The sequence below is a fragment of the Myxococcus llanfairpwllgwyngyllgogerychwyrndrobwllllantysiliogogogochensis genome (genome assembly GCF_006636215.1).
Taxonomy (GTDB): domain Bacteria; phylum Myxococcota; class Myxococcia; order Myxococcales; family Myxococcaceae; genus Myxococcus; species Myxococcus llanfairpwllgwyngyllgogerychwyrndrobwllllantysiliogogogochensis.
Genome location: NZ_VIFM01000143.1, coordinates 1 through 22182, shown reverse-complemented (window position 1 = coordinate 22182; position 22182 = coordinate 1). Strand labels below are relative to the sequence as shown.

The following is a 22182-nucleotide window of genomic DNA, read 5'->3' as shown; positions in this document are numbered from 1 at the left end:
CCGTGCCAAAGGCCTCAAGATGCCTTGACAGGCCAGGAGGGGGTCAATAACGTCCCCGCGCGGTTCATTGGCGCAGGAGTTTCGACGGCGCCATCTCTTCCCCAAACCACCGGCCCGCGCCCGCGCAGTCCCGTTCAGGGATTCCGGTAGGGCTGTCCTCCTGGAAGGTGCTTCCGAGGCCGCGCGGAATCTCCCCCGGCAATCGAGCGTCCGAGTCCTCGGGCACCCCACCAATCCCCAAGCGTTCCAGACATGCGCAAAGCCCGTACTTCGAGAGAGAAGGCCGCCGACGTCGTAGTTCCCGTCGAGGCCGACGACAAGCCCCGTCGCAAGCGCGCGGCGGCGAAGACCGCCGAAAGGGAAGATACCGAGAAGCCCTCCCGCGCCCGCCGCCCCCGCCGCGACGAGGAAGTCAGCGCGGAGCCGGAGGCCGAGGTGAGCGCCGAGCCGCCCCGCCCGGTCCTGACCCCCATTTCCCGTCCCGTCCGCGACGACGACATCCAGGAGGCGCGTCTTTCCTCTGGAGAGGACGATTCGCCGGCGGCCACGCTGCCTCCCGCGCCGGAGGTCCCCGACGCGCCCGCGATCACGGAAGTCAGCCGCGACGGCGCGCCGATGCAGGTCATCAAGCTCAATGACCTGAAGCGGATGAAGATCACGGACCTGTCCAAGATGGCCCACGACGTGGGCATCGAGAACTACCAGGGTCTGAAGAAGCAGGACCTCATCTTCGCGCTGCTCGGCGGCATCGCGGACAAGCGCTTCGAGGTCCACGCCGAAGGCGTGATGGAGATGCTCAGCGACGGCTTCGGCTTCCTGCGCAGCTCCGACAGCGACTACCAGCCCAGCCCGGACGACATCTACGTGTCTCCGTCGCAGGTGCGCAGGTTCAACCTGCGCCCGGGCGACACGGTGACGGGCCCCATCCGCCAGCCCCGCGAGGGCGAGCGCTTCTTCGCGCTCCAGAAGGTGGACAAGGTCAACTTCACGGACCCGATGTCGGACGCGGCGCGCGAGCGCATCCTGTTCGACAACCTCACGCCGTTGTATCCGACGCGCAAGCTCAAGCTGGAGCACGAGTCGTCGGAGATGACCACGCGCATCATCGACATGTTCTGCCCCATCGGTCTGGGACAGCGCTGCCTCATCGTCGCGCCGCCGAAGGCCGGCAAGACGGTGCTGCTGCAGAACATCGCGCACGCCATCAGCCGCAACCACCCGGACGTGTACCTCATCGTGCTGCTCGTGGATGAGCGCCCGGAAGAAGTCACGGACATGGAGCGCAGCGTGCGGGGCGAGGTCGTCTCCTCCACCTTCGACGAGCCCGCCACGCGGCACGTGCAGGTGGCGGAGATGGTCATCGACAAGGCCAAGCGCCTCGTCGAACAGAAGTACGACGTCTGCATCCTGCTCGACTCGATTACCCGTCTGGCGCGCGCCTACAACACGGTGGTTCCCGCGTCCGGAAAGATTCTCTCCGGCGGCGTGGACGCCAACGCGCTGCACAAGCCCAAGCGCTTCTTCGGCGCCGCGCGCAACATCGAGGAAGGCGGCTCGCTGACCATCATCGGCACCGCGCTCATCGACACCGGCAGCCGCATGGACGAAGTCATCTTCGAGGAGTTCAAGGGCACGGGTAACTCCGAAATCGTCCTGGACCGGAAGCTGATGGAGAAGCGCATCTTCCCGACGCTGGACATCAACAAGTCCGGCACGCGCAAGGAGGAATTGCTCTTGTCGCCGGGCGATCTCGTGCGCATCACTGCGCTGCGCCAGGTGCTCCACCCGTTCACTCCCATCGATGCGATGGAGTTCGTGCTCAAGCACATGCGTCCGACGCCGACGAACGCTGACTTCCTCGGCTCGATGAACCGGTAAGCCACCGCCCATCGGAGGGTCCATGTCTCGTCCCATGTTCGTCCGTCTGCTTCCCCTCTTCATCGGGATGTCACTCGGAGGTGGACTGGGATGCGATGTGGACCCCCTGGGGCCGCTGGATGACGCGCCGCCGGTGCTGTCCGACCGGACCTGCTACTCGGATGACGACTGTGTCGCCAATGCCTGCTGCGGGCTGGGGACCGCCGTCACCCACGCGGATGAAGGCCCGAGCTGTGGCGGTGTGAGCTGCACGGGCGGGTGCCCGGAAGGCTCCATCGACTGTGGCCGCTGCATCCCCTTCTGTCGTGGAGCACGCTGCGACGCCGCCTGTCAGTGAGGCGACTCCCGCGGCCTCACGCCTTTCATGCCGCCATGCGGGCTGCGAAGCTGGGGCGGTGACGACGACCGAACTGGAGTGGGAGCGGCGCATCGCGGAGCTGTGGGCCTCTTTCGAAGGGGCTGCTCCCGGTGACTTCCTCGCCCGCGTGGAAGCGCTCTCGGCGGAGTTGCCGGTGGGGCATCCGCGAGCACTGTTCGAGCGGGCGTCGGCCCACGACTCACTCGGACAGGAAGCGCTGGCCGCGCCGCTGTATCGACAAGCCCTGGCCTCGGGACTGAGTGGCGGCCTGCGGCGCCAGGCCGTGATTCAACTGGCCAGCACGCTGCGCAATCTGGGCGAAGTGCAGGAGAGCGTCGCGCTCCTCACCGCCGAGCGGGCCGCCGGGTCCGATGAACTCGATGACGCTGTCTCCGCGTTCCTCGCGCTGTCGCTCGTGGATGCCGGACGCGAGCGGGAGGCGGTGGGGCTCGCGCTCGGTGCACTGGCGCGTCATCTGCCGCGCTACAACCGCTCTCTCTCGAACTACGCGAAGGCGCTCGCGGGCAGGGCTCCGTAGTCGTCTCGCGCGGGAGACGAAGGGCTCAGGCCGCCGGAGTCCGCTGGCCGGTGACAGTGGCTGGCTCGGAGGAGGGGAGCGTCATCACGGGCTGCGGCTGCGCCTTGAGGCGGGCGTAGTCGAAGCAGGCCACGAGGATGGCGGTGATGGGCACGGCGAAGAGCGCGCCCACGAGGCCAAAGAGTCGTTCTCCCGCGATGAGCGAGAAGGCGACGATGACCGGATGGATGCGCGCGGCCTGCCCCATGATTTTGGGGTTGAGGAAGTACGCCTCCACCGCGTGGATGCCGATGATCCACACCAGGATGGCCAGGCCCTTCTTGAAGCCGTCCGCCATCGCGATGAGGACGATGGGCACCGAGCTGAGGATGGTGCCGAAGATGGGGATGAGGCTGAAGAACGTGGCGATGGTGGCCAGCAGGAAGGCGAACTTCACCCCGAAGAGCAGCAGCCCCACGAAGGTCAGCGCGCCGTTGACGACGCAGATGGTGACCTGACCCCGCACCACGCCGGACAGCGAGCGGTCGATTCGCTCGGCGAGCTGCCTTGCGTCGTGCGCGTACTCGGCGGGCACCAGGGTGCCGCAGTATCGGCGGATGGCCTGACCGTCGATGGAGAAGAAGGCCGCCACCATCAGCACGAAGAACAGCGTGAAGACGCCCGCGGCGACCCCGGCGATGATGCTGCGGGACACGCTGACGATGTCTCCCAGGTTCTCCTGCACCAGCGACGAGACGCGCTTCACCGTGTCACTCAGCAACTGCTCCAGGTCCAACGCGAGGCTGAAGTGCCCTCCGCCCGCGGCGTCCGCGCCCTCCAGCGCCCGGTTCGAGAGCGCCACGGGAATGCCGTAGTCGCTGAGCCACGCCTCCCCGCGCTGCGCGAGCACCTGCACCTGCTCCGGCGTGAGCGTGTTGGCCAGCGCCATCGTGTCCCGGCTGACGCGCGCCATCTCCCGGTAGAGCTGGGGGACCAGCGCCACCAGGAAGAGATACACGCCGACGAAGAAGCCCGCGTAGATGAGCAGGATGGCCGCCCAGTGGGGGACGTTGCGTCCGGCGACCTTCAGCCGGGTGATGCGAGAGACGAGCGGCTGCACCAGGTACGCGATGAGCGCCGCGCCGGCGAAGGGCATCACCACCGAGCGGAACGTCACCAGGGCCGCCGCTACGACGAGCCAGAGTGCACCCAGGATGAGCAGGCGCTTGCGGCGGTCGGTGGTGGGCGTCGGAGGCGGGGTGTCCAGTGGCTGCAACATGCCTCGGGCTTACGGCAGTGCCCGCGCGCTGACAAGGCCCGGCGTCCCTGGTTCTCGCCCGCCCTCCGAGCCAGGAGCCCCTCCGCTTCCGAGCTAGCGGAAAGTTCGAGGTCCCAGCTTCATGGTGCCCCCCGGGCAAGCCTGCTTACGCCTGGGCGCCCTGGGCGAGCCGGAGCTTGGTCTCCAGCTTGTCCAGGCAGATCTGCATCTGTTTGCGTTTGACGCGGCCCTCGGTGGCTTCTCCCAGGCTCAGCATCTGCTCCGTGAGCCAGCGCGCGAGGAACAACAGCGACAGCCGGTCCTCCGGCGCCAGTCCTCGTTCGAGGTAGCGCTTGTTGCGCATGTAGTCGTCGAACGCGTCCGTCTCGTGCATCAGCTCCCACCGCGTCAGTCGCAGCGCTTCGGTGTAGACGACCGGCGCGGGGCGCGGATGAGGCTCGGTGAACAGGGGCGCGAAATGGCCTCCCGTGTCCAGGTCCACCTCCTCCACCGGCGGCGGCCACTTCTGGAGGTCCTGCGCCAGCAGCTTCGCCACCTCCTCCACGAAGTGGTCCATGAGCGGCACGGGCTTCAGGTCGAAGAGGCGGTCCCAGCGCGAGGGCATGTTCCCTCTCTACCTCAAGAGGCGGACGGTGGCAGCGACACGGCGCGCAGACCCTGCGCGCATTCGCCATAACCCGCGACCAGCTCGCGCCGGATGACCTCGTAGACCGCCCGCCGGGTGAGCAGCTCTCCGTGGCCCACGTCGGGAAGTTCGTGGTTGAACACCTGTGGCTGCCCCTCCACGTCCAGCCGCGCCGATGCCCAGGGCGTGACTTCATCCATCTTCGAGTAGAGCGACGTCAGCCGCACGTTCCGCGGAAACGCCCCCATGCGCAGCTGCTTCAGGAACGGCGACACGGGCGTGAGCTGCCACATGCTGCGGCTGAACCACCCGAGCGTCGCGCACCCCAGGTACGCCAGCCGCGAACCCTTGTGCGGAGTGCCGAGCGTGATGAGGTTGCGCACCCGCGCATCTCCGCCCAGGCGCTTCACGTAATACATGCCGATGAGGCCCCCCTTCGAGTGGCCGACGATGCTCAGCGGCCCCATGTGCGGATAGCGCGTGTACATGCGCTCCACCTTCTCACGCACCTTCCGCGCCAGCGCGTCGATGCCGCACGTGTTGAACCGATCCAACGCCCCGCCCAGGTGGATGGACCAGACGGAATAGCCGTCACGCCGCAGCCGCTGCTCCAGCACCTCGAACACGCGGCGCGTGCTGAAGAAGCCGTAGAGCAACAGCACCGGCCGGGGACAGTGCGTGAAGTCCGTCCTCCGGACGATGTGGTTGGCGCGTGCGTCCAGATGCAGATGGCCCGCGAGGTTTCGCAGTCGTCGTGTCCACCGGCGGTAGTGCGGAACGAGAGGATTCATGGCGCACTCGGTCGGCGCGAGGAGCGCCGTCCGGACACAACCTGTGAATCACGGCCTCTTTCCGCCGGGCTCGCGCGGGGGCCTCAACCCGCGAACGCGTGCTGCTCAACGTCCGGCGTCGGACGGCCCCGGCCCAGCGTCCGGAATTCCACCATCCCCCGTGCCTCCGTCCGTGCCGGCATCCGTCCCACCATCGCCCGGCCCCGTCACGCAGCACGCCGGAACCTTCGCGAAGTACAGCGCCGCCTGGGAGCAGAAGGCGCGGATGTCTCGGTGATGCGCGCCGCAGCCGGTGACGAAGCGGCCGTCCTCGCAGACGGGCTCGGGCGCCGTCGCCGGGTCACACGCCGTCAGGCTCCGCGCGCACACGGCCCGCGAGCGATAGAAGCGCGCGTCGCCCCGGTCTCCCGGCACGACGGTGCAGGTGGTGCCCTGGTCGCACTCCTGGAAGATGGCGCCGGTGGAGCAGGGGCCCACCGTGCAGGCCGTCTCGCAGTTGAGCGCCTCCGAGTCGTCACAACGTGGAGCCTGGGAGCACGGGTCACCGTCCGAGCAGGCGGAGACGAGAAGGGCGAGCAGCAGCGACGGCAGGAAGCGCGGCAAGGGGAGCCTCGAAGGGGGTCAGGTGAAGCGCTCCAGGAAGTTCATCAGGATTCGCCTCCCAGCGGGAGTGGGAGTCAGGCCCGCGAGCAATCGGGGCACCTGCGCACCGGGCGGAATCCCCCGCGCCACGGCCTCCTGCTCCAGTCCCTCCTGACGCGCGTGGATGACGGCGCGCAGGGCGTCCGGCGCCGCTTCCGGGTGGAATTGCACGCCTCGGACCTTCGGGCGGAACGCCAGCGCCTGCGCGGCCGTGTTGGCGTTGCCCGCGAGCACCGTCGCGCCCTCGGGCACCTGGGCGACGATGTCCTCGTGCGTGGCCTGGGCGGCGAAGACCTCCGGCACCCCGTCGAACAGCGCATCCCGACGCCCCGCCTCGGTGAGCCTCACCTCCACCGTGCCCGTCTCCCGGCCCTGCGGATTTCGCGCCACGTGTCCACCGTACGCACGCGCGAGCAACTGATGACCAAAACACACGCCAAGCACCGGCGTGCCCTTCTCCCCGGCCTCCACCATGAAGTCCGCGACGCGCTCCATCCACGGCTCCAACCGCGTCACCGACAGAGGGGAGCCCGTCATCATCACCGCGTCGTACGCATGCGCGTCCCGTGGCAACGGCGCGTCGCGGTGCACCGGGAGGATGTCGAAGCGATGGCCCTCCAGTCCGATGGTGCCCAGGAACCACTGCTCGTAATCACCGACGGTGAGGCGCACGGACTCAGCAGCCTCGCCGGCTTTCAGCAACAAGACGTTCTTCACCACCGCAGGTTGCCGCGTCTGGACGTCATTCCTACCCTGTCGTGCCACCTGTGTTCGCTCCTGGCCAATCTGTCTGGAACGCCCCTGTGCGCCCCGAGGAATCCCCATGCTAGACGCCCGCTCGCTCTCCCCCCGGCTGCCCGTCCTGCAACTGCTCATCGATGGGCAGGGCGTGGACCCCCTCGAAGGGGGCTCGCTCCCGGTGGTGAATCCCGCCACGGGTGAGAAGGTGTGCGATGTCCCCAGCGCCACCGCCGCCGACGTGGACCGCGCGGTGAAAGCCGCCCGTCGCGCCTTCGAGTCCGGCCCGTGGAGCAAGATGTCCGCCCGGGAGCGCGGCAAGCTCATCCGCAAGCTGGCCGACCTGCTGTGGCAGCGCCGCGAGGAGTTCGCGCTCGTCGAGTCGCTCAACAACGGCAAGACGTTCCGCGACGCCGTCCGAGGCGACGTGGCCCCGGGCGCTGGCACGCTCGCGTACTTCGCGGACTGGGCGGACAAGATTCATGGCGAGGTGCTCCCGGTGGACGGCCCCTTCCACACCTACGTGCTCAAGGAGCCGGTGGGCGTGGTGGGCCTCATCGTCCCGTGGAACTACCCCACGTGCATCCTCTGCTGGAAGCTGGGGCCCGCGCTCGCCGCGGGCTGCACGGTGGTGGTGAAGCCCTCCGAGATGACGCCGCTGACGGCGATGAAGCTGGGCGCGCTCGCGCTCGAGGCGGGCTTTCCTCCCGGAGTCCTCAACGTCGTCACCGGCTACGGGGACCCCGCGGGCGAGGCGCTCGCGCGGCACCCGGACGTGGACAAGATTTCCTTCACCGGCTCCGGTCGCACCGCGCGCCGGCTGATGCAGGCGTCGGCGGGCAGCAACCTCAAGAAGCTGACGTTGGAGCTGGGCGGCAAGAGCCCGCAGGTCATCTTCTCCGACGCGGACCTGGAGCGCGCTGTGGAGGCGTGCTTCTGGGGCATCTTCGGCAACAAGGGCGAGACGTGCAACGCGGGCAGCCGCGTGCTCGTGCAGGACGGCATCTACGACGACTTCGTGGCCCGGCTGGCGGACCGCGCGCGCAAGCTGCGCGTCGGAGACCCGTTGGACCCGTCCACGGAAATGGGCGCTCAGGTGAGCCAGAAGCAGCTCGACACCATCCTCGGCTACGTCGAGAGTGGCCGTCAGCAGGGCGCGAAGCTCCTGGCCGGTGGTGAGCGCGACACGGAGAGCGTCAAGGCGAAGGGCTACTTCATGCGGCCCACCATCTTCGGCGACGTGAAGCCGGACATGAAGATTGCCCAGGAGGAGATTTTCGGCCCGGTGCTCAGCTGTCTGCGCTTCCGCGATGACGCGCAGGCGCTGGAGCTGGCCAACGGCACGCTCTACGGCCTGGCCGCCTCGCTGTGGACGCGCGACGTGGCGAAGGCGCACGCGCTGGCTCGCAAGGTGAAGAGCGGCGTGGTGTGGATCAACTGCTTCAACGAGTTCGACGATGCCGCGCCGTTCGGCGGCTACAAGGAGTCCGGCTGGGGCCGCGATTTGTCGCACCACGCGCTGGAGGGCTACCTCCAGTGCAAGGCGGTGTGGACGCGCCTGCCGACGGACACCTGAGCATTCCCTCACCCCAGGAAGGAAGGTCCCGATGCCGACCCGTCCCAAGGCGAAGGTACTCACGCATCCGACCGTGGCTCGCAGGGCTCGCGCGAAGGAGCGCGGTGGCCCCGTGCGCGGCGCCGCCGTGCCCCGGGACTCGGGCGGCACCGACACGCTCAAGCGCTGGCTCGACGACAACGGCGTGAAGAAGGTGAAGGTCGGCGCCATCGACATCGACGGTGTCTGGCGCGGCAAGTACATCTCCCTGGAGAAGTTCCTGAGCGCCGCCAAGGGCGGCCTGGGCTTCTGCGACGTCGTCTTCGGATGGGATTTGGGCGACGAGCTGCTGGACAACACCCAGGTGACGGGCTGGCACACCGGCTATCCGGATGCGCACGCGACGGTGGACGTGACGACGGGGCGGGTGATTCCGTGGGAGCCCGACACCGCGGCCTTCCTGCTGGACTTCGTCAACCCGGACGGCACGCCCTTCGAGGCCAGTCCCCGGCAGTTGCTCCAGAAAATCGCCGCTCGCGCACGGGAGCAGGGCTACCTGCCTCGCTTCGGGGCCGAGTACGAGTTCTTCATCTTCAAGGAGCAGCCGGACACGCTGAAGCAGAAGGGCTTCCAGGACCTCACGCCGCTGACGCCCGGCATGTTCGGCTACTCGTGGTTGCGCACGTCGCAGAACGCGCCGCTGGTGCACGCGCTCATCGACGGGTGCAACGGCTTCGGCCTCAACATCGAGGGCTTCCACACCGAGACAGGGCCCGGCGTCTTCGAGGCGGCCATCCGCTATGACGACGTGGAGCGCTCCGCGGACAAGGCGGCCCTCTTCAAGACGGTGGTGAAGGAGCTGTGCGCGCGCCAGGGCCTCACCGCGTGCTTCATGGCGAAGGTGAACGCGAAGCTGCCAGGGTGCTCGGGGCACGTGCACCAGTCGCTCTGGGACCTGAAGGGCGAGCACAACCTCTTCCACGAGGAAGGCTCGCCGCACGGCATGAGCCGCCTCATGCGCCACTACATCGGCGGGCAGATAGCGCTGATGCCGGAGTTGACGGCGCTCTACTGGCCCACCATCAACAGCTACAAGCGCAGCGTGGAGAACACCTGGGCGCCCACCACCGCGGCGTGGGGTCTGGAGAACCGCACCTGCGCCGTGCGCGTCATCGGTGAGAACGCCAAGGCGATGCGCATCGAGTACCGCCAGCTCGGCGCGGACATGAACGCGTACATCGGCATGGCGGCGAGCCTGGCCGCGGGCCTGTGGGGCATCGAGAACGAAATCGAGCCGCCCCCCGCGTGCAACTCCAATGCGTACGCGTCCCACGAGGCCGCGCCGCTGCCGCGCAATTTGAGAGATGCCGTGGCCCTGCTCAAGCAGAGCGAACGCGCCCGGGAAATCCTGGGCGAGGGCTTCGTGGACCACTTCGTGCGCACGCGCGAGTGGGAGGTGCGCCAGTACGAGCGCGCCGTCACGAGCTGGGAGTTGGAGCGCTACCTGGAGCTCATCTGATGAGCCCGAGGGAGGAACCCGCGATGAAGCCGTTCGACATTCCCGCTGAGCCCCGTATCACCGAGATGGCGTGGCCCACCCGCATCGTCCTGGGCGCCGGCGCGCTCCAGCGACTGCCCGCCCAGGCGCAACGCTTGAACATGAAGCGCCCGTTGCTGGTGACGGACGCGGGCGTGGTGAAGGCGGGGCTCGCCTCCCGCGTGCTCGAAGTCTTGAAGACGGCGGGCCTGGCGTGCGCCGTCTTCGACGGCGTGGAACCCAACCCCACCGAGAAGGACGTCTTCGCCGGCCTGGAGGTCTATCGCCACCACAACTGCGACGGGCTCATCGCGCTGGGCGGCGGCAGCGCGCTGGACGCGGGCAAGCTGGTGCAACTGCTCACCACCCACGAGCCTCCGCTCAGTCGCTATGACGACGCGAAGGGCGGGGACCAGTACGTGAAGGACGACCTGCCTCCGCTCATCGCCATTCCGACGACGGCGGGCACGGGCTCGGAGGTGGGCCGCTCGGGCGTGGTGACGCTGGCGGACACGGGGCGCAAGACGGTGATTTTCAGCCCGGCCCTGCTGCCTCGCGCCGCCATCGTCGACCCGGAGCTGACGCTGGGGCTTCCTCCCGGCGTCACCGCGGCCACCGGCATGGATGCCTTCACGCACTGCCTGGAGGCGTACCTGGCCAATGGGTTCCATCCGCTGGCGGACGCGGTGGCCATCGACGGCATCCAACGCGTGAGCCGCTCGCTGGTGACAGCGGTGAGGGAAGGCACGGACCTGGCGGCGCGCACGGACATGATGATCGCCGCGATGCAGGGCGCCATGGCCTTCCAGAAGGGACTGGGCGCGTGTCACGCGCTGGCGCATGCGCTGACGCCCATCTCCGGCGTACACCATGGCCTCGCCAACGCCGTCGTGTTGCCCGTGGTGATGGAGTTCAACCGCGCTTCGAGCACGACGCGGCTGGCGCGCGTGGCCGTGGCGATGGGGGATACCTCCAATGCCCGTGAGGACGTGCTCGCGAGCAACGCCATCGACCGGGTGCGCAAGCTCAACGCGGCCATCGGCATCCCCACGCGGCTTCGCGACGTGGGCGTCAAGGAGGAGGACCTGCCGAAGATCGCCGACAAGGCCTTCCAGGACGCCTCGCACCTGAGCAACCCGCGCAAGGTGGTGGAGGCCGACCTGCTGGCCATGGCCCGCGAGGCCTGGTGATTCAGCGTCGTTCCGGGGGAGGCGAGCGCCTCCCTCGGGGTGACGGACCGCTCAGTTGCCCTGGTCCGAGGCCGCCGGCAGGACGCCGGTGGTGCCGCCGTCTCCGAGCACCGTAGCGCCCAGGTCCTTCTCGCTCACCGAGCCAGGGCCGGAGTCGGTGACTTCGCCGTGCGAGCCCACCACCGCGCCGGTCATCTCCGCGGTGCCTTCCTCGGGAACGAAGTCCAGCGTCTCTACGTAGACGCGCCCGGGCAGGCGCAGGTCCATCGCGTTGATGCGCTCCTGGCCGCGCAAGTCATAGAGCTGCTGCGCGACGGGGCCCGCGGGGATGCGGTCGTCGGAGAAGAAGATGTAGACCTTCACCTTCCCCTCCTGCGTGGGGACGCGGAAGCTGGTGTTCGCGATGGGCTTGTTCGAGTCGCACCGGATGGAGCGGTTCTCCCGCGTCAGCGTGAGCTGACGGATGACGCCCTTCTGGGACACCGTGTAGAGCATGCAGTAGGGGAGCTGCCCGGCGGAGGGGATGACCTCCATCGTCGCGGGTCCCGTCTTGCGAATCTGCGCGCGCGTGGGCCGGTCGTCCTTGCTGCCGTTCTGACAACCCGCGCTCATCGCGGCCACTGTGAGCCATGTACTCCAGCGCTTCATGTGTCCCTCCCGGGGGCGTGGAAGAACCACCGTTCGCGGCTCCAGCCTACTGCGAGCCTCGTGCTCCAGGGAGGTCCTGGCGTCCGCTCGCGCACTCTCCGGCGGCCCCAACGACCGCCAGTTCACATCCTCGCCCCAAGGACTCTCCGACGAGCGCCCGGCCCTCACGGGCGCGCCGCATCTCAGGGACCTTGTAATTTACGCAGTGCGTCGAGTGCTTCCTGGAGGCCGACGCCGAGGAAGAGCAGCAGCGTGGCGACGAGCGCGGCGTTGGTGAGCCAGCCATTGCGCAGCGAGCCCACCCAGGCTCGTCGGTTGTTCATCCACAGCAGGGTGGCGGCGAGCAGCGGCATGAACAGTGCGCCGACCACGGCGTAGGCCAGTTGCGCGCGCTGGAGCGGCGCCCAGAGCATGGGCAGCGGGACGATGGCGAGCGCGACCAGGTACAGCCGCCACGCGCGGGTGGTGCGCAGGTCCACGGTGGGCCCCGGCGGGCCTTTGCGGTGGATGCGCAGGAAGTCCGCGAAGAGGTAGGGGATACCCTCCCAGACGCCCAGCAGGCTGGAGAAGACGGCGCCCCAGAAGCCCGCGAGGAACACCCAGTAGCCGGCGGGACCGATGACCGCCTCCAGCCGCGAGGCGAGCAGCGACGCCACCTTCAGGCCGGTGCCCTCCAGGCGCAGCGTCGAGCCGATGATGACCATGGCCGCGCCGAACATCCCCGTCAGCGCGTAGCCCACGGTGAGGTCCGCCTGACAGGTCTTCAAGCCGAGTGGACCCTCGCGGCCCTTCTCTCGAATCCAGTAGCCATACGACAGCATCGTCACCGTGCCGCCCACGCCGCCCAGCAGGCCCAGCACCCACACGGTGCTCTTGTCGGGTAGGGAGGGAATCACGAGCCCTCGCGCGGCGGCCGCCCAGTCGGGTTGCGAGGCCACGGCGGTGAAGAGGACCGCGCCGAACATCAGCGCGATGCAGGCCGCCATCAGCTTCTCGAAGAGGCGGAACCCGCCGAGCCCGACGAGCGCGAGGCCGACCAGCGAGTGAATCACGCCCCAGATGCGCCGGGACGTCTCCGGGTCTCCACCCAGTGGCCACAGCGCGTCGCCCGCCGCGCCACACGCGGAGATGAGCGCGCCGCCCGTGAAGAAGCTCCAGCCCAGCAGATAGATGAAGAAGACATTGCGCAGGCCCGGGCCCAGCCGCGCCCAGCCCTCCAGCAAGGTGGTGCCGGTGGCGAGCTGCCAGCGCGCGACGCCTTCGTTGAGGAAGCCCTTGAGCACCGAGCCCACGACGGCGGCCCACAAGATGGCCACACCCACGGCCGAGCCTCCCAGGCTCGCGGTGAGCAGGTCACCCGCGCCCACGCCCGTGGCGGCGACGAGGATGCCGGGCCCGAAGCGAGCCATCAGCCCGGGCCTCGTGGGAGCGGCGGACTGCGCGGAGGAAGGTGCCGGGCTTTCCATGGGGGCCCGAAAGGCTACCACCCCCAGATGAGCGACATCGTCATGGAGCCCGAGCAGTCATGCAGCGGCGGGCGTGGACCGCCTCCCCTGCCAAGCTGGGCCTGAATCGTCCGCCACTCATCGATGAAGGATTGGTGTGCCGTCACCTCCTGGCGAGAGATGACGTGCGTGGCCCCCGGCTCGGCCAGCTTGTTCTGGAGGAGCTGGGCCTGCTGGTGGAGTTCGTTCGCCGCGCTCGCGAGCCGCTCGGTGCTCAGGGGGCGAGGATGGGGCAGGTGAGGGTCCTCGGTCGCGTGACACTCCTCGGCGCGCGTCAACAGCTCACCCAGGCTCTCGAAGGTGCTCTGGGAGAACGCGACGCGGACGAAGGTGTTGGGGTGGGTGGACAGCTCGGTCATGGAATCGCGCAATCGCGCCAGCGCGGACCAGCCGAGCCAGACGGACGCTTCCGGGTCCTGGGCCTCCAGATTGACGACCCACTTCGAATGGATGTCCCGCGCGTCCATGCCAACGAGTCTGGCACGACTCCTCAGGCCAGGTCTGGAAGGGCCTGCTCGATGAGGTCCGCGGCGCGCCCCGCGCCCCCCGACTTCTTCGCCGGGGAGCGCGGGCTGATGTCCGCTCAGGGCATGTCGGGGCTCATCCCCGGGCACTTGCCAGGCTTCATCTGGTCCGCCGTCTTGTGGACCTCGCTGCTGAGCTGCTTCTGCTTGGACGGGTCCATCGCGGTGTAGACGATGATGACGCCATCCGGCGTGTCCTGGACACTCGCGCTGGAGGGCATGGTCGGCGCGCCCGCCATGCCGGAGCCACCCATGCCGGTGTCGTCCAGGCCGTCCTGCTCTTCCAGCGGGCTGTCGCCCAGGTCCTCGCGCTGGGCCTCCTGCATGGGCGTCTCCTGCTGCGCGCGCTGGGTGCTCTCCGCCTGCTCGTGGAGCATGGCCCGGCTGCGCTGCTGGAGCTCCGCCACCTGTGTCGGCTCCGGCGTGCTGATGATGAGCGCCACGCCTTCGGGCACGTCCTGGGCGCGGGCCATGGCGCCCGAGACGGACATGGGACAGTTGGGCTCGGAGACGCCCTTGTGGTGTTTGCCATGGTGCTCGTCACCCGGCGGTGGTGGCTGTGGCCCCATGTCAGGGGGGACTGCCTCCGCGGTGGCCGGTGGAGGCGGCTGGGCGGGCGGAGGCTGGGTGCTGGCCTGCGGCTCGGCGCCCTGGGATTGAGAGCCCCGCTTGGAGCAGCCGACCGAGAAGCAGAGCGCCGCGGACACGGCGAGAATCGACGGAAGCCTGGACAGATGCATGTGGAAGTCCCCCCGGGCGTAAGCCCTTCTCGCGGAAGGTGGGCAGGGGGACCGGGCGTCGGCAATGCGACCGCATCCAGGGTCGCCCGGTGGCCCCGCCCGGCGGACGGTGGTGTCTATCCAGGGGGAGACGCGCCCCCAGGCGACCTTCGCCATCGAACGCGTCGCCAGAGAAGGCCAGGTGCGGTGGATGGGCCGCGTGATGACTCGCCAACGCGGGTGCGGCTCCTGTCTGCTCGCCTCGTTCATTGCGCGACACGCTGTCTTTCATGTCGGCATCCAAATCCATGGCCACCTCCGTCACATCTGGGTGCGTGCGCGGGCCTCCGGCTGGGAGGCTCGACCGCCATGAAAGGTTTGGTATGAGAAGGCTCGCGGTGCTCGACCTGGATGGGACGCTGACGCCAGACACCCTCGGCGCGTTGCTGGTGAGGGAATTGCTGGCACGAGGTGCCTGCGAGGCTGAGATGGGGCAGGGCTTCCTGTCGGCCCTGGCGCGTCACCGTGCGGGGTGTCAGGACTTCTACACCACCGTCGCTGAAGTCTACCAAGGGCTGGGGCGAGCCGTGGCGGGGGTGGCTGTCTCCAGCGTCGAGCGCGCGGCGGAGGAGGTCTGGGCTCATGCCCAGGGGCGAATGTTTGGCTTCGTACGCCCGCTCGTGCGGATGCTCGAGGCGGAGGGCTTTCTGGTGGCCCTCGTCTCCGGCAGTCCCATCGAGGTCGTCCAGTTGGTGGCCAACGACCTGGGCATCGATGTCTTCCGGGGCGCGGTGATGGGCATCCGGCACAATCGCTACACCGGGCGCGTGCTCCAGGGCCCCGGCCTGATGGGCGGAAAGCCGCGCATCCTCCGGGAGCTGGAGGCGCTTCATGAGGTCTGTCTGGCGGCATCGCTCGCCATGGGCAACTCACCTTCCGACGGGGAGGTCTTCGGGTTGGTCGGGTTGCCGGTGGCCTTCGAGCCCTCCGATGAATTGGCGGGACTCGCGGCGCGCAACGGGTGGTGCGTCGTGGACCGGCATGACGTGTTGCGAGTCCTCCTCCGGCTCCTGTCGCGCTCCGCGGGTGGGGAGGATTCTCTCGAGCCCGGGTGAGCGTCGTCTGGGCGTGCCCATGGCGCGTGGCGTTGAGGCGCTGGGTGCCTTTGGGGTGAATGGGTTTCCGGGTTGCTATTGCAGTGTGATGGAATGATTGCGTTCGTGGCGTGGTGGTGATCGTCTTTTGCGTGTATGTTTTGTGAGGTGTGCTGCTGTCTGGTTAATGTTCGGCTCTCCCTCACCCAAGGAGAGCGTGATGCGCGGAAGAACTGGCGTCCTGGCGGTGGTGCTGTCGTTCGCGGTGCTGTCGGCCTGTGGTGGTCTCGAGGACACGAGCCCTCCGGAGGATGCGCTGGGCCAACAGGAGGCGGGCATCGACAGGTGTGGCAATGGCGTCTGCTATGCGTCGGAACTCGGGACGTGTCCCCAGGACTGCAATTACCCCGGGTACTGCGGTGACAATCTGTGCCGGGGCCCTGAGGGACAGAACTGCCCGTCGGACTGTACGGGTGGCTGCTTCCTCCCTGAGGAGAGCGACCCGAGGGAGTCCGAGTCGTTCATCGACAGGTGTGGCAATGGCGTCTGCTATGCGTCGGAACTGGATACGTGTCCCCAGGACTGCAATTACCCCGGGTACTGCGGTGACAATCTGTGCCGGGGCCCTGAGGGGCAGAACTGCCCGTCCGACTGCACCGGTTGCTGACCCTCCAGGAGGGGCTTCGGTGTTGGCCGAAGCGCTCCTCGCCGAGCGGGTCCCGTGCATCCGGCACGGGGCCCGTTGTCCCTACCGTGACTCGGGCCGGACGTAGACGACCACTTGGGGTGTCTCGTCCAGGTACAGGCCCGTCGCCGGCGTGCGTGTGCCGAACGCCTGCCACGTCTGGAACTCGTACTCGCGAAACTCCTGGTGGTACTGGTACGCGACGACGTCCGCGTCGAAGGGACTGCCCACCGCGCGCAAGTCGGGCCGGAGCATGCCGTTGCGCTGGTAGTCGCGGAACGAGCCGCCGTGCACCTCATGCAGGAACAGCCGCGCGCCCGGCTTCGCGTGCTCGTTGATCCACGGCAGCACGCCGGTGACATGGCTGGACCAGAACTGGCGCTGCATCCCCAGCGTCGCCGCGCCCGGCGCGCCTCCCGCGAGTTCCGAGTAGGCCGCCGTGCCGTAGGGGAACACGCGCGCCGAGTACACCAGCGCGGGCGTCAGGAGCAGCGCGAACACGGCCACCGCCACGGAGGCATCCGGCAGCGAGGGCCAGCGGCCCCGGAGTCGCTCCACCAGCGCCGCGCAGCCCCGGGACACGGCCTGCCCTGAGAGCAGGCCCAGGAACACCATGGACGGGAACCAGTGCTTCACCCCGCCGAAGTGCGGCACCTGGGGATGGCTGATGATGAGGATGGACGTCACCGCGTTCACCCCGACGAGCGCCTCGGCCATCGTCAGGGGGCGCACCCAGGCGCGCGTCCGCTCCCACTGCCCCAGCACCACCCGCGCCGCCAGCGCGACGAAGCCCGTCACCATGGGCGCCATGAGGCTGGTGGGCACCGTGAGCGCCGTCTTCACCAGCACGTAGGACAGGGGGAAGGGCGGCTCGCGCAGCAGCGTGCCCAGATAGAACCAGGCGTAGTGGTTGTGCTTCGCGTGGAAGGCCAGGTACCACGCGGTGCGGTCCACCGGCTGGTGCCAGAGGTAGGGCCAGTGCAGGTAGAAGATGATGGGGCCGAGCACCGCCATCGCCGCCACTGGCACCAGCGCCCGCGTCACGGGCGCGCTGACCTTCTCCAGGCCCTTGAGCATCCACGCGCCGCCCGCCGCGAGGCCCACGAACAGCAGCGTGTGGGGACTGAGCAGCAGGAACTTCTTCTGGAAGCCCTCGCCGCCGCCCAGCGACAGCACGAGCAGCCCGTAGAACACCGCCACCGCGGTGAACAGGCCCACGAAGCGAAGCAGCCACCCGCGCGCCTGGGGCTCACCCTCGCTCGCGGTCCACGCCCTCCACAGCGCGAAGGGCGTCAGCACGAAGGGCAGGAACAGCGCGTTGTGCTTGGCGGCCAGCGCCAGTCCGAAGGCCACGCCGCAGGCGATTCCCCAGCGCGTGTCTTCCAACGCCCGCCAGAAGCAATACACGACGAGCAGCCACAGCGCGGCGACGGGCAGGTCGAAGCACGCCAGCTCCGCGTTGAAGTACTGACGCGGCACCAGCATGAAGGCGAGCGCGGCGAACAACCCGGCCGTGCGCCCATACAGCGCGCTGCCGAACAGGAAGCTCAGCGCTGGCACCAGCGCGGCGAGGGCGAAGGCCGGCAGCCGGAACGCGGTGGCCGAGCGCATCCACCCCAGCGTGTCGTGGAAGAGCAGGTGGCTCAGTCCGAACAGCGTCTTCATCAGCGCGGGGTGCTCGTGGTTGTAGTCCCACGCGCGGACGATGGCCGCGTCCGTCAGCGCCTTCGCCGGTGAGTGGAAGAGCTGCCGGAACCAGCCCGCGTAGCCCTCCGCCGCGGCGAAGTAGACGCTCTCGTCGCGCGTGAAGCCCACCGCGGACTCCGTCCACCACAGTGCCACGAAGGCCAGCGCCCACAGCGCCCACGCCAGTTGCTTCTCATCCCGGGTGGCGGGCCTGCCCATCATCCCTTCACCCCCACCGCCGGCTCCACCGCCAGCACGTCCAGACACACCGCCCGCCGGTCCGGATTCTCCGAACGGACCCAGACCTTCACGGTGCGCGCCTCGCCCGAGGGCAGGCGGACCTCCGACTTCTTCACGCCCTCCTGGCCCGGCGGTATCGCCACTTCCAACAGCCGCGCGCCGCTGGCCGCGTCGTCCACGCCCAGCATGGCCGTGGTCAGCCGCGCGTCCCGGGGAAAGGCGTACTCGAAGATGATGCCGCCCTCCAGCCGCAGGCCCACGTCACCGGGCACGCCGTCCAGCTCCGCCACCAGTCGCTTCGCTCCACCCGGAGCGGGCATCCACAGGCAGCGGCGCGGCTCGTAGAGGATTTCGTGCCATTCCCGCGCGACGTACACGTTGCCGGGGCCCGGGCAGCGGTGCGCTGTTCCATTGAAGGGGCAGCTCTCGCGCGAGCCGTCGTCGGACTCCAGGTACACCCGGGCGCGAGCGACGGCGTCCGCGGCATCGAAGCGGCGCGGCCGGTGACGGCCATTCTCGTAGAGCGTCAGCGACAGCGGCCCCTCGCGGGTGGCGGTGCCCACGGCGCGGCGCTCCGGGAGGAAGCCCGCGAGAAAGGCGGCTTCGTCCGAGCGAGGCAGCTCCGGCTGGCCCAGCACCCAGATGCGCGGATGCGCGGAGAGGTCATCCCGGTCCGAGCCCAGGTAGCCGTAGACGGGCAGGGACGGAGGCAGGAAGAGGCGGGCGCGCTCCGCCCACCAGGGGAAGAGGAGGACGGCGTCACCGGGCCGGGCCTCCGTCTTCAGGCGCTCCGCCACCGCGCGGTAGCTCTCCTCGGAGGGGAGCTTGCCCGGCAGCCGCAGGTGGAAGAGCAGACTCAGGAGCGCGACCAGCAAGAGGCCCCCCAGCTCCACGAGGGGCAGCGCGCGTGTGACGCTAGGACTTCGCAAGGCGAATCTTCTGCTCGCTCTTTTCCCGGCAGAAGGTGCAGAAGATGGGCTCGCCCGAGGAGAACGACGGCGTCCAGGGCGGGTACATCGAGCACCGCGGGTCCAGGCAGTGGTGCAGCTCCCAGAGGTGGCCGAGCTGGTGGAGCGCGTGGCGGGCCACGGGCTTGAAGCCGACCTCCAAATCCTTGTGGGGCAGCAGGGTGATGACGGCGCGGTCCTTGCCCTGGCGCGCGAAGCCCGGGGTGGGCGCCACGCCGCTGGGCAGCTCGCGCTCCTTCAGCTTGCGCGAGGTGAGCAGCAGCACCTTGTCATCCTGGTAGGCGCGAATGCCCTTCACCTGGTCCAGCAGCTTCTCGGCGTCGAGCGGCTCGCCGAGCCCGGGAGGAATCTCCGCGGTGCCGGAGTGCTCGCTGCCCACGCCGAACGCCGTGTAGAGCGTGCGGTTGAGCTTGGCGAGCTGCTTGTCGTCGAAGGGGTCCAGCGTCACGACGCGAATCACGGGGCGTCACCTCGGCGCAAAGGGCCCTCGGGAGGGGGCCATGAGCACCGCCCCCGGGACTCGGGTGTCGACTGTCAGTCCTCGCCACCCTCGGCGGGCTTCGCCTTGGGCGGACGGCCACGCTTCTTGGGAGCGGCGGGTTCGGCGCCCTCCGCCTCGGGCGGCTTGGCCTTGGGCGGACGGCCGCGCTTCTTGGGCGCGGGGGCTTCGGCGCCGGGCGGAGGAGCCTCCGGCTTCGGCTTCGGCGGACGGCCGCGCTTCTTCGGGGCGGCGGGCTCGGCGCCCTCGGCTTCCGCGGGCTTGGCCTTGGGCGGACGGCCGCGCTTCTTGGGCGCGTCTTCGTCGGAGGACTTCTCCTCGGACTCCTCGCCCTCTTCCTCGGAGGAGGTCTCTTCCTCGGACTCGGAGGCCTCGGCCTGCGGCTCCTCGTCGGAGGGCAGGTCCAGGTCTCCGTCGAGCCCCAGCAGGTCGCCATCCAGACCCAGGTCGTCTTCTTCTCCGCGCGCGAACTCGGCGGCGGTGCGCTTGGGGCGCTCGCGACCGGGCGGGAAGAGGACGATGTCGATGGCGTCCTCGGCGTTGACCTCGGCGGTCCCGAGCGCGGCGGCGACCTCCGACACCAGCAGGTGCCGGGCGTTGTCGTACAGCTCGCGCTCCTTGGTGGGCAGGGGCCGCAGCTCGCTGAGGATCTGGAGATCCTTCACGACTTCGGCCAGTCCCAGGATGCCGCCCTGGGTCATCCGGTCCAGGTTGGTGCGAGCGCGCTGCTTCCAGTCCAGGTCGGCCTTGTCACCGTCCGAGCGCAGGAAGGCGAAGACGCTCTTCACGTCCTCGGCATTGGCGACCTTGCGCACGCCGATGGCGACGATCTTGGCCTGGGGCACCATGACGACGGCGCCGTCTTCCTCGCGGCGCATCGTGACGAAGACGAGGCTCTGACCGGCCACGACCTTCGTATCGATGGCGGTGACGCGGCAGACACCCTGATTCGGATAGACGACCCGGTCGCCGACCGCGAGCTGGTTGAGTGACGCGGACCCTTCAGGCATGTCCCCCTCACGGGCAGATGGACGTCAAAGGAGGCCCGGGCTTAACACCGAGTCGCGCTCGACGCCACGAGATTACCGGTGAACCGACGCCGTGCGTTCGCCCGTTCGCTGTGCCTCCAAAAGGATGCCCAGAAGCTCCTTCTGCCGCGCGTCCAGCGCCGCCTCCACCTGCGCCTGCGTCGGCTCCGCTTCCGTGCTCCCTGGCCGCGCATCCACGCGACCGGACAGCCCCACCGTCCCCAGCACCACCGCTCCTACAACGGCCACTGCCACCAGCTTCAACATGTTGAGCCCTCCTTGTCGCTCAGGGTAGGGGGCGGGCCCGGAGGATCAACTTTTCGGCGACAGGCCGCTGCACGGCTGTAGCAACCTGCTAGCGGGTGGGGCGCTCGTTTCGCCGCTCTGGAGGGGCGGTGGGGATGACCTCCAGGAGGAGGGTGCCGGTGTTGTCGGCCAGGTTGTCGTCCGGGAAGGCGAGCTGGAGCCAGGATGCTCCCCTGAGCCGCGAGGGCTGGCCCACTTCCAGGAGCGCCAGGCCACTGGGCGAGCCGTCGGGGCCCTGGTCCGTGCCCACCAGGCCGAGCACCCGTCCCACCGGACCTCCACTCAAGCCCCGCGTCCGGGCGGGCTCGGCCGTGTAGCGCAGCACCACCTCGTAGGTGGTGCCCGGGTCCAACGCGTGGAGGGTGAAGCGGTCCGCGCGCGAGAGCTTCACGGCATGGTGGCGCGCATCCAGTCGGAACGGCGGATGGGTGGGGCCGCCCAATTCCCGCACCCGTACCTGGAGCCCGCCACGGTTGTCGTCGCGACGTGCGTCCAGCGCGAAGACATAGAGGACGGAGGCGTGGCGGATGAGCTGCTCCTCGGGGCCGAGCAGTCCGAAGGACTCGTGCGAGGACAGCTCTCCGTCGCCTTCCAGGAAGTAGCCGGCGTGCTCCACGGCCATCGGTCCACCCAGGGACATCCGTCCTTCGGTGTGCACCAGGTAGGTGCGGGCCGGGTCCAACGGCACGCGCGCGGCGGACGTCACCGGGACGCGGAAGGCGTGGCTCACGGCGGACAGACGAAGGGCTCCGGGGGCCCAGTCCGCGTCCTGGAGCGGAGGGGCATGGGGGGCCCTGGCCGCGGCGAGTGCGGCGGCGCCTGAGGCGGGAGTGTTCAGTCGTGGACGGAGGTGCGCGTGGACGGCGAGGGTGTTTCCCCGCTCGGCGCGCACCACCTGGCTCCACGGCACCATGCCGGGGATGTGGACCTCCAGCAGGTGCTCGCCGTCAGCGGGCAGGTGCGTGAGGAGGGCGGGGGTGACGGAGCCCAGCGTCCTGCCATCCACGCGAATGGTGGCGCCGGGAGGCGAGGAGCTGAGCTCCACGGAGAAGGTGCCGTTGCGCCCCATGGCCATCACCACGAGCGCCACGCCCACGGCGGCCAGCACGGGCGCGCCCAGTGCCACGGCGCGGGGCAGCCGGAAGCCAGGACGGGGTGGAGGGGCGGGGT

23 protein-coding genes are annotated in these 22182 nt (G+C 69.2%); 8 read left to right on the top strand and 15 right to left on the bottom strand.

The window, feature by feature from the left end:
• Positions 1-252 precede the first annotated feature (252 nt).
• Genes rho through FJV41_RS29590 form a run of 3 tightly spaced genes read left to right on the top strand, consistent with a single transcriptional unit; the run spans position 253 to position 2774 of the window.
• A complete protein-coding gene (gene rho, locus FJV41_RS29600) occupies positions 253-1878 on the top strand; it encodes a transcription termination factor Rho (RefSeq protein WP_174485489.1) in 1626 nt (541 codons plus the stop codon).
• A 22-nt stretch (positions 1879-1900) separates the two neighbouring features.
• Complete coding sequence (locus FJV41_RS29595; RefSeq protein WP_141645929.1) at positions 1901-2215, top strand: hypothetical protein; 315 nt, start codon at positions 1901-1903, stop codon at positions 2213-2215.
• 58 nt (positions 2216-2273) lie between these two features.
• Positions 2274-2774, top strand: coding sequence for a tetratricopeptide repeat protein (locus FJV41_RS29590; protein WP_141645928.1), 501 nt, complete (start codon positions 2274-2276; stop codon positions 2772-2774).
• 25 nt (positions 2775-2799) lie between these two features.
• Here FJV41_RS29590 and FJV41_RS29585 read toward each other — a convergent pair whose 3' ends face one another.
• The 5 genes from FJV41_RS29585 to FJV41_RS29565 form a co-directional block, all read right to left on the bottom strand.
• Positions 2800-4032: an AI-2E family transporter gene (locus FJV41_RS29585; RefSeq protein WP_141645927.1), complete on the bottom strand. Its 1233-nt coding sequence runs from the start codon at positions 4030-4032 to the stop codon at positions 2800-2802.
• Between the two features lie 145 nt (positions 4033-4177).
• A complete protein-coding gene (locus tag FJV41_RS29580) occupies positions 4178-4636 on the bottom strand; it encodes a hypothetical protein (RefSeq protein WP_141645926.1) in 459 nt (152 codons plus the stop codon).
• 14 nt (positions 4637-4650) lie between these two features.
• Positions 4651-5448 (bottom strand): alpha/beta hydrolase, encoded by a 798-nt coding sequence (locus tag FJV41_RS29575; protein ID WP_141645925.1) that lies wholly within the window; start codon positions 5446-5448, stop codon positions 4651-4653.
• 105 nt (positions 5449-5553) lie between these two features.
• On the bottom strand, positions 5554-6051 hold the full coding sequence (locus FJV41_RS29570) for a hypothetical protein (RefSeq protein ID WP_141645924.1): 498 nt from the start codon (positions 6049-6051) through the stop codon (positions 5554-5556).
• Positions 6052-6069: 18 nt separating this feature from the next.
• Entirely contained in the window at positions 6070-6855 is a 786-nt protein-coding gene (locus FJV41_RS29565; protein ID WP_246137498.1) for a glutamine amidotransferase, read from the bottom strand.
• Between the two features lie 58 nt (positions 6856-6913).
• Between FJV41_RS29565 and FJV41_RS29560 the strand changes: the two genes are divergently transcribed.
• Genes FJV41_RS29560 through FJV41_RS29550 form a run of 3 tightly spaced genes read left to right on the top strand, consistent with a single transcriptional unit; the run spans position 6914 to position 11110 of the window.
• Complete coding sequence (locus tag FJV41_RS29560) at positions 6914-8404, top strand: aldehyde dehydrogenase family protein (RefSeq protein WP_141645922.1); 1491 nt, start codon at positions 6914-6916, stop codon at positions 8402-8404.
• 31 nt (positions 8405-8435) lie between these two features.
• Positions 8436-9902: a glutamine synthetase family protein gene (locus FJV41_RS29555; protein ID WP_174453125.1), complete on the top strand. Its 1467-nt coding sequence runs from the start codon at positions 8436-8438 to the stop codon at positions 9900-9902.
• Between the two features lie 23 nt (positions 9903-9925).
• Positions 9926-11110 carry an iron-containing alcohol dehydrogenase gene (locus FJV41_RS29550; protein ID WP_141645921.1) on the top strand — a complete coding sequence of 395 codons (1185 nt, stop codon included), beginning with the start codon at positions 9926-9928 and terminating at the stop codon, positions 11108-11110.
• A 51-nt stretch (positions 11111-11161) separates the two neighbouring features.
• Here the strand turns inward: FJV41_RS29550 and FJV41_RS29545 are convergent, their stop codons facing one another.
• The 4 genes from FJV41_RS29545 to FJV41_RS29530 form a co-directional block, all read right to left on the bottom strand.
• A complete protein-coding gene (locus FJV41_RS29545; protein WP_246137497.1) occupies positions 11162-11758 on the bottom strand; it encodes a hypothetical protein in 597 nt (198 codons plus the stop codon).
• A 182-nt stretch (positions 11759-11940) separates the two neighbouring features.
• Positions 11941-13167 carry an Nramp family divalent metal transporter gene (locus FJV41_RS29540; protein ID WP_246137496.1) on the bottom strand — a complete coding sequence of 409 codons (1227 nt, stop codon included), beginning with the start codon at positions 13165-13167 and terminating at the stop codon, positions 11941-11943.
• A gap of 71 nt (positions 13168-13238) precedes the next feature.
• Positions 13239-13730 carry a hypothetical protein gene (locus FJV41_RS29535; protein ID WP_141645919.1) on the bottom strand — a complete coding sequence of 164 codons (492 nt, stop codon included), beginning with the start codon at positions 13728-13730 and terminating at the stop codon, positions 13239-13241.
• A gap of 116 nt (positions 13731-13846) precedes the next feature.
• Positions 13847-14527 (bottom strand): hypothetical protein, encoded by a 681-nt coding sequence (locus FJV41_RS29530; protein ID WP_174467066.1) that lies wholly within the window; start codon positions 14525-14527, stop codon positions 13847-13849.
• Between the two features lie 362 nt (positions 14528-14889).
• Here FJV41_RS29530 and FJV41_RS29525 point away from each other — a divergent pair, with 362 nt between their 5' ends.
• Both FJV41_RS29525 and FJV41_RS29520 read left to right on the top strand, forming a co-directional pair.
• Entirely contained in the window at positions 14890-15621 is a 732-nt protein-coding gene (locus tag FJV41_RS29525; RefSeq protein ID WP_174467065.1) for an HAD family hydrolase, read from the top strand.
• Positions 15622-15820: 199 nt separating this feature from the next.
• Positions 15821-16267, top strand: coding sequence for a hypothetical protein (locus FJV41_RS29520; protein WP_141645917.1), 447 nt, complete (start codon positions 15821-15823; stop codon positions 16265-16267).
• A gap of 81 nt (positions 16268-16348) precedes the next feature.
• Here the strand turns inward: FJV41_RS29520 and FJV41_RS29515 are convergent, their stop codons facing one another.
• The 6 genes from FJV41_RS29515 to FJV41_RS29490 form a co-directional block, all read right to left on the bottom strand.
• Complete coding sequence (locus FJV41_RS29515) at positions 16349-18193, bottom strand: ArnT family glycosyltransferase (RefSeq protein WP_141645916.1); 1845 nt, start codon at positions 18191-18193, stop codon at positions 16349-16351.
• Positions 18190-19140 carry a hypothetical protein gene (locus FJV41_RS29510; protein WP_141645915.1) on the bottom strand — a complete coding sequence of 317 codons (951 nt, stop codon included), beginning with the start codon at positions 19138-19140 and terminating at the stop codon, positions 18190-18192. The genes FJV41_RS29515 and FJV41_RS29510 overlap by 4 nt, the downstream gene beginning before the upstream one ends.
• Entirely contained in the window at positions 19127-19639 is a 513-nt protein-coding gene (locus FJV41_RS29505; RefSeq protein WP_141645914.1) for a hypothetical protein, read from the bottom strand. The genes FJV41_RS29510 and FJV41_RS29505 overlap by 14 nt, the downstream gene beginning before the upstream one ends.
• A gap of 74 nt (positions 19640-19713) precedes the next feature.
• On the bottom strand, positions 19714-20688 hold the full coding sequence (locus tag FJV41_RS29500) for a CarD family transcriptional regulator (RefSeq protein WP_141645913.1): 975 nt from the start codon (positions 20686-20688) through the stop codon (positions 19714-19716).
• A gap of 72 nt (positions 20689-20760) precedes the next feature.
• On the bottom strand, positions 20761-20973 hold the full coding sequence (locus FJV41_RS29495) for a hypothetical protein (RefSeq protein ID WP_141645912.1): 213 nt from the start codon (positions 20971-20973) through the stop codon (positions 20761-20763).
• Between the two features lie 88 nt (positions 20974-21061).
• Positions 21062-22182: PEGA domain-containing protein (locus FJV41_RS29490; RefSeq protein ID WP_141645911.1), on the bottom strand; the 1121-nt coding region annotated here is incomplete at its 5' end.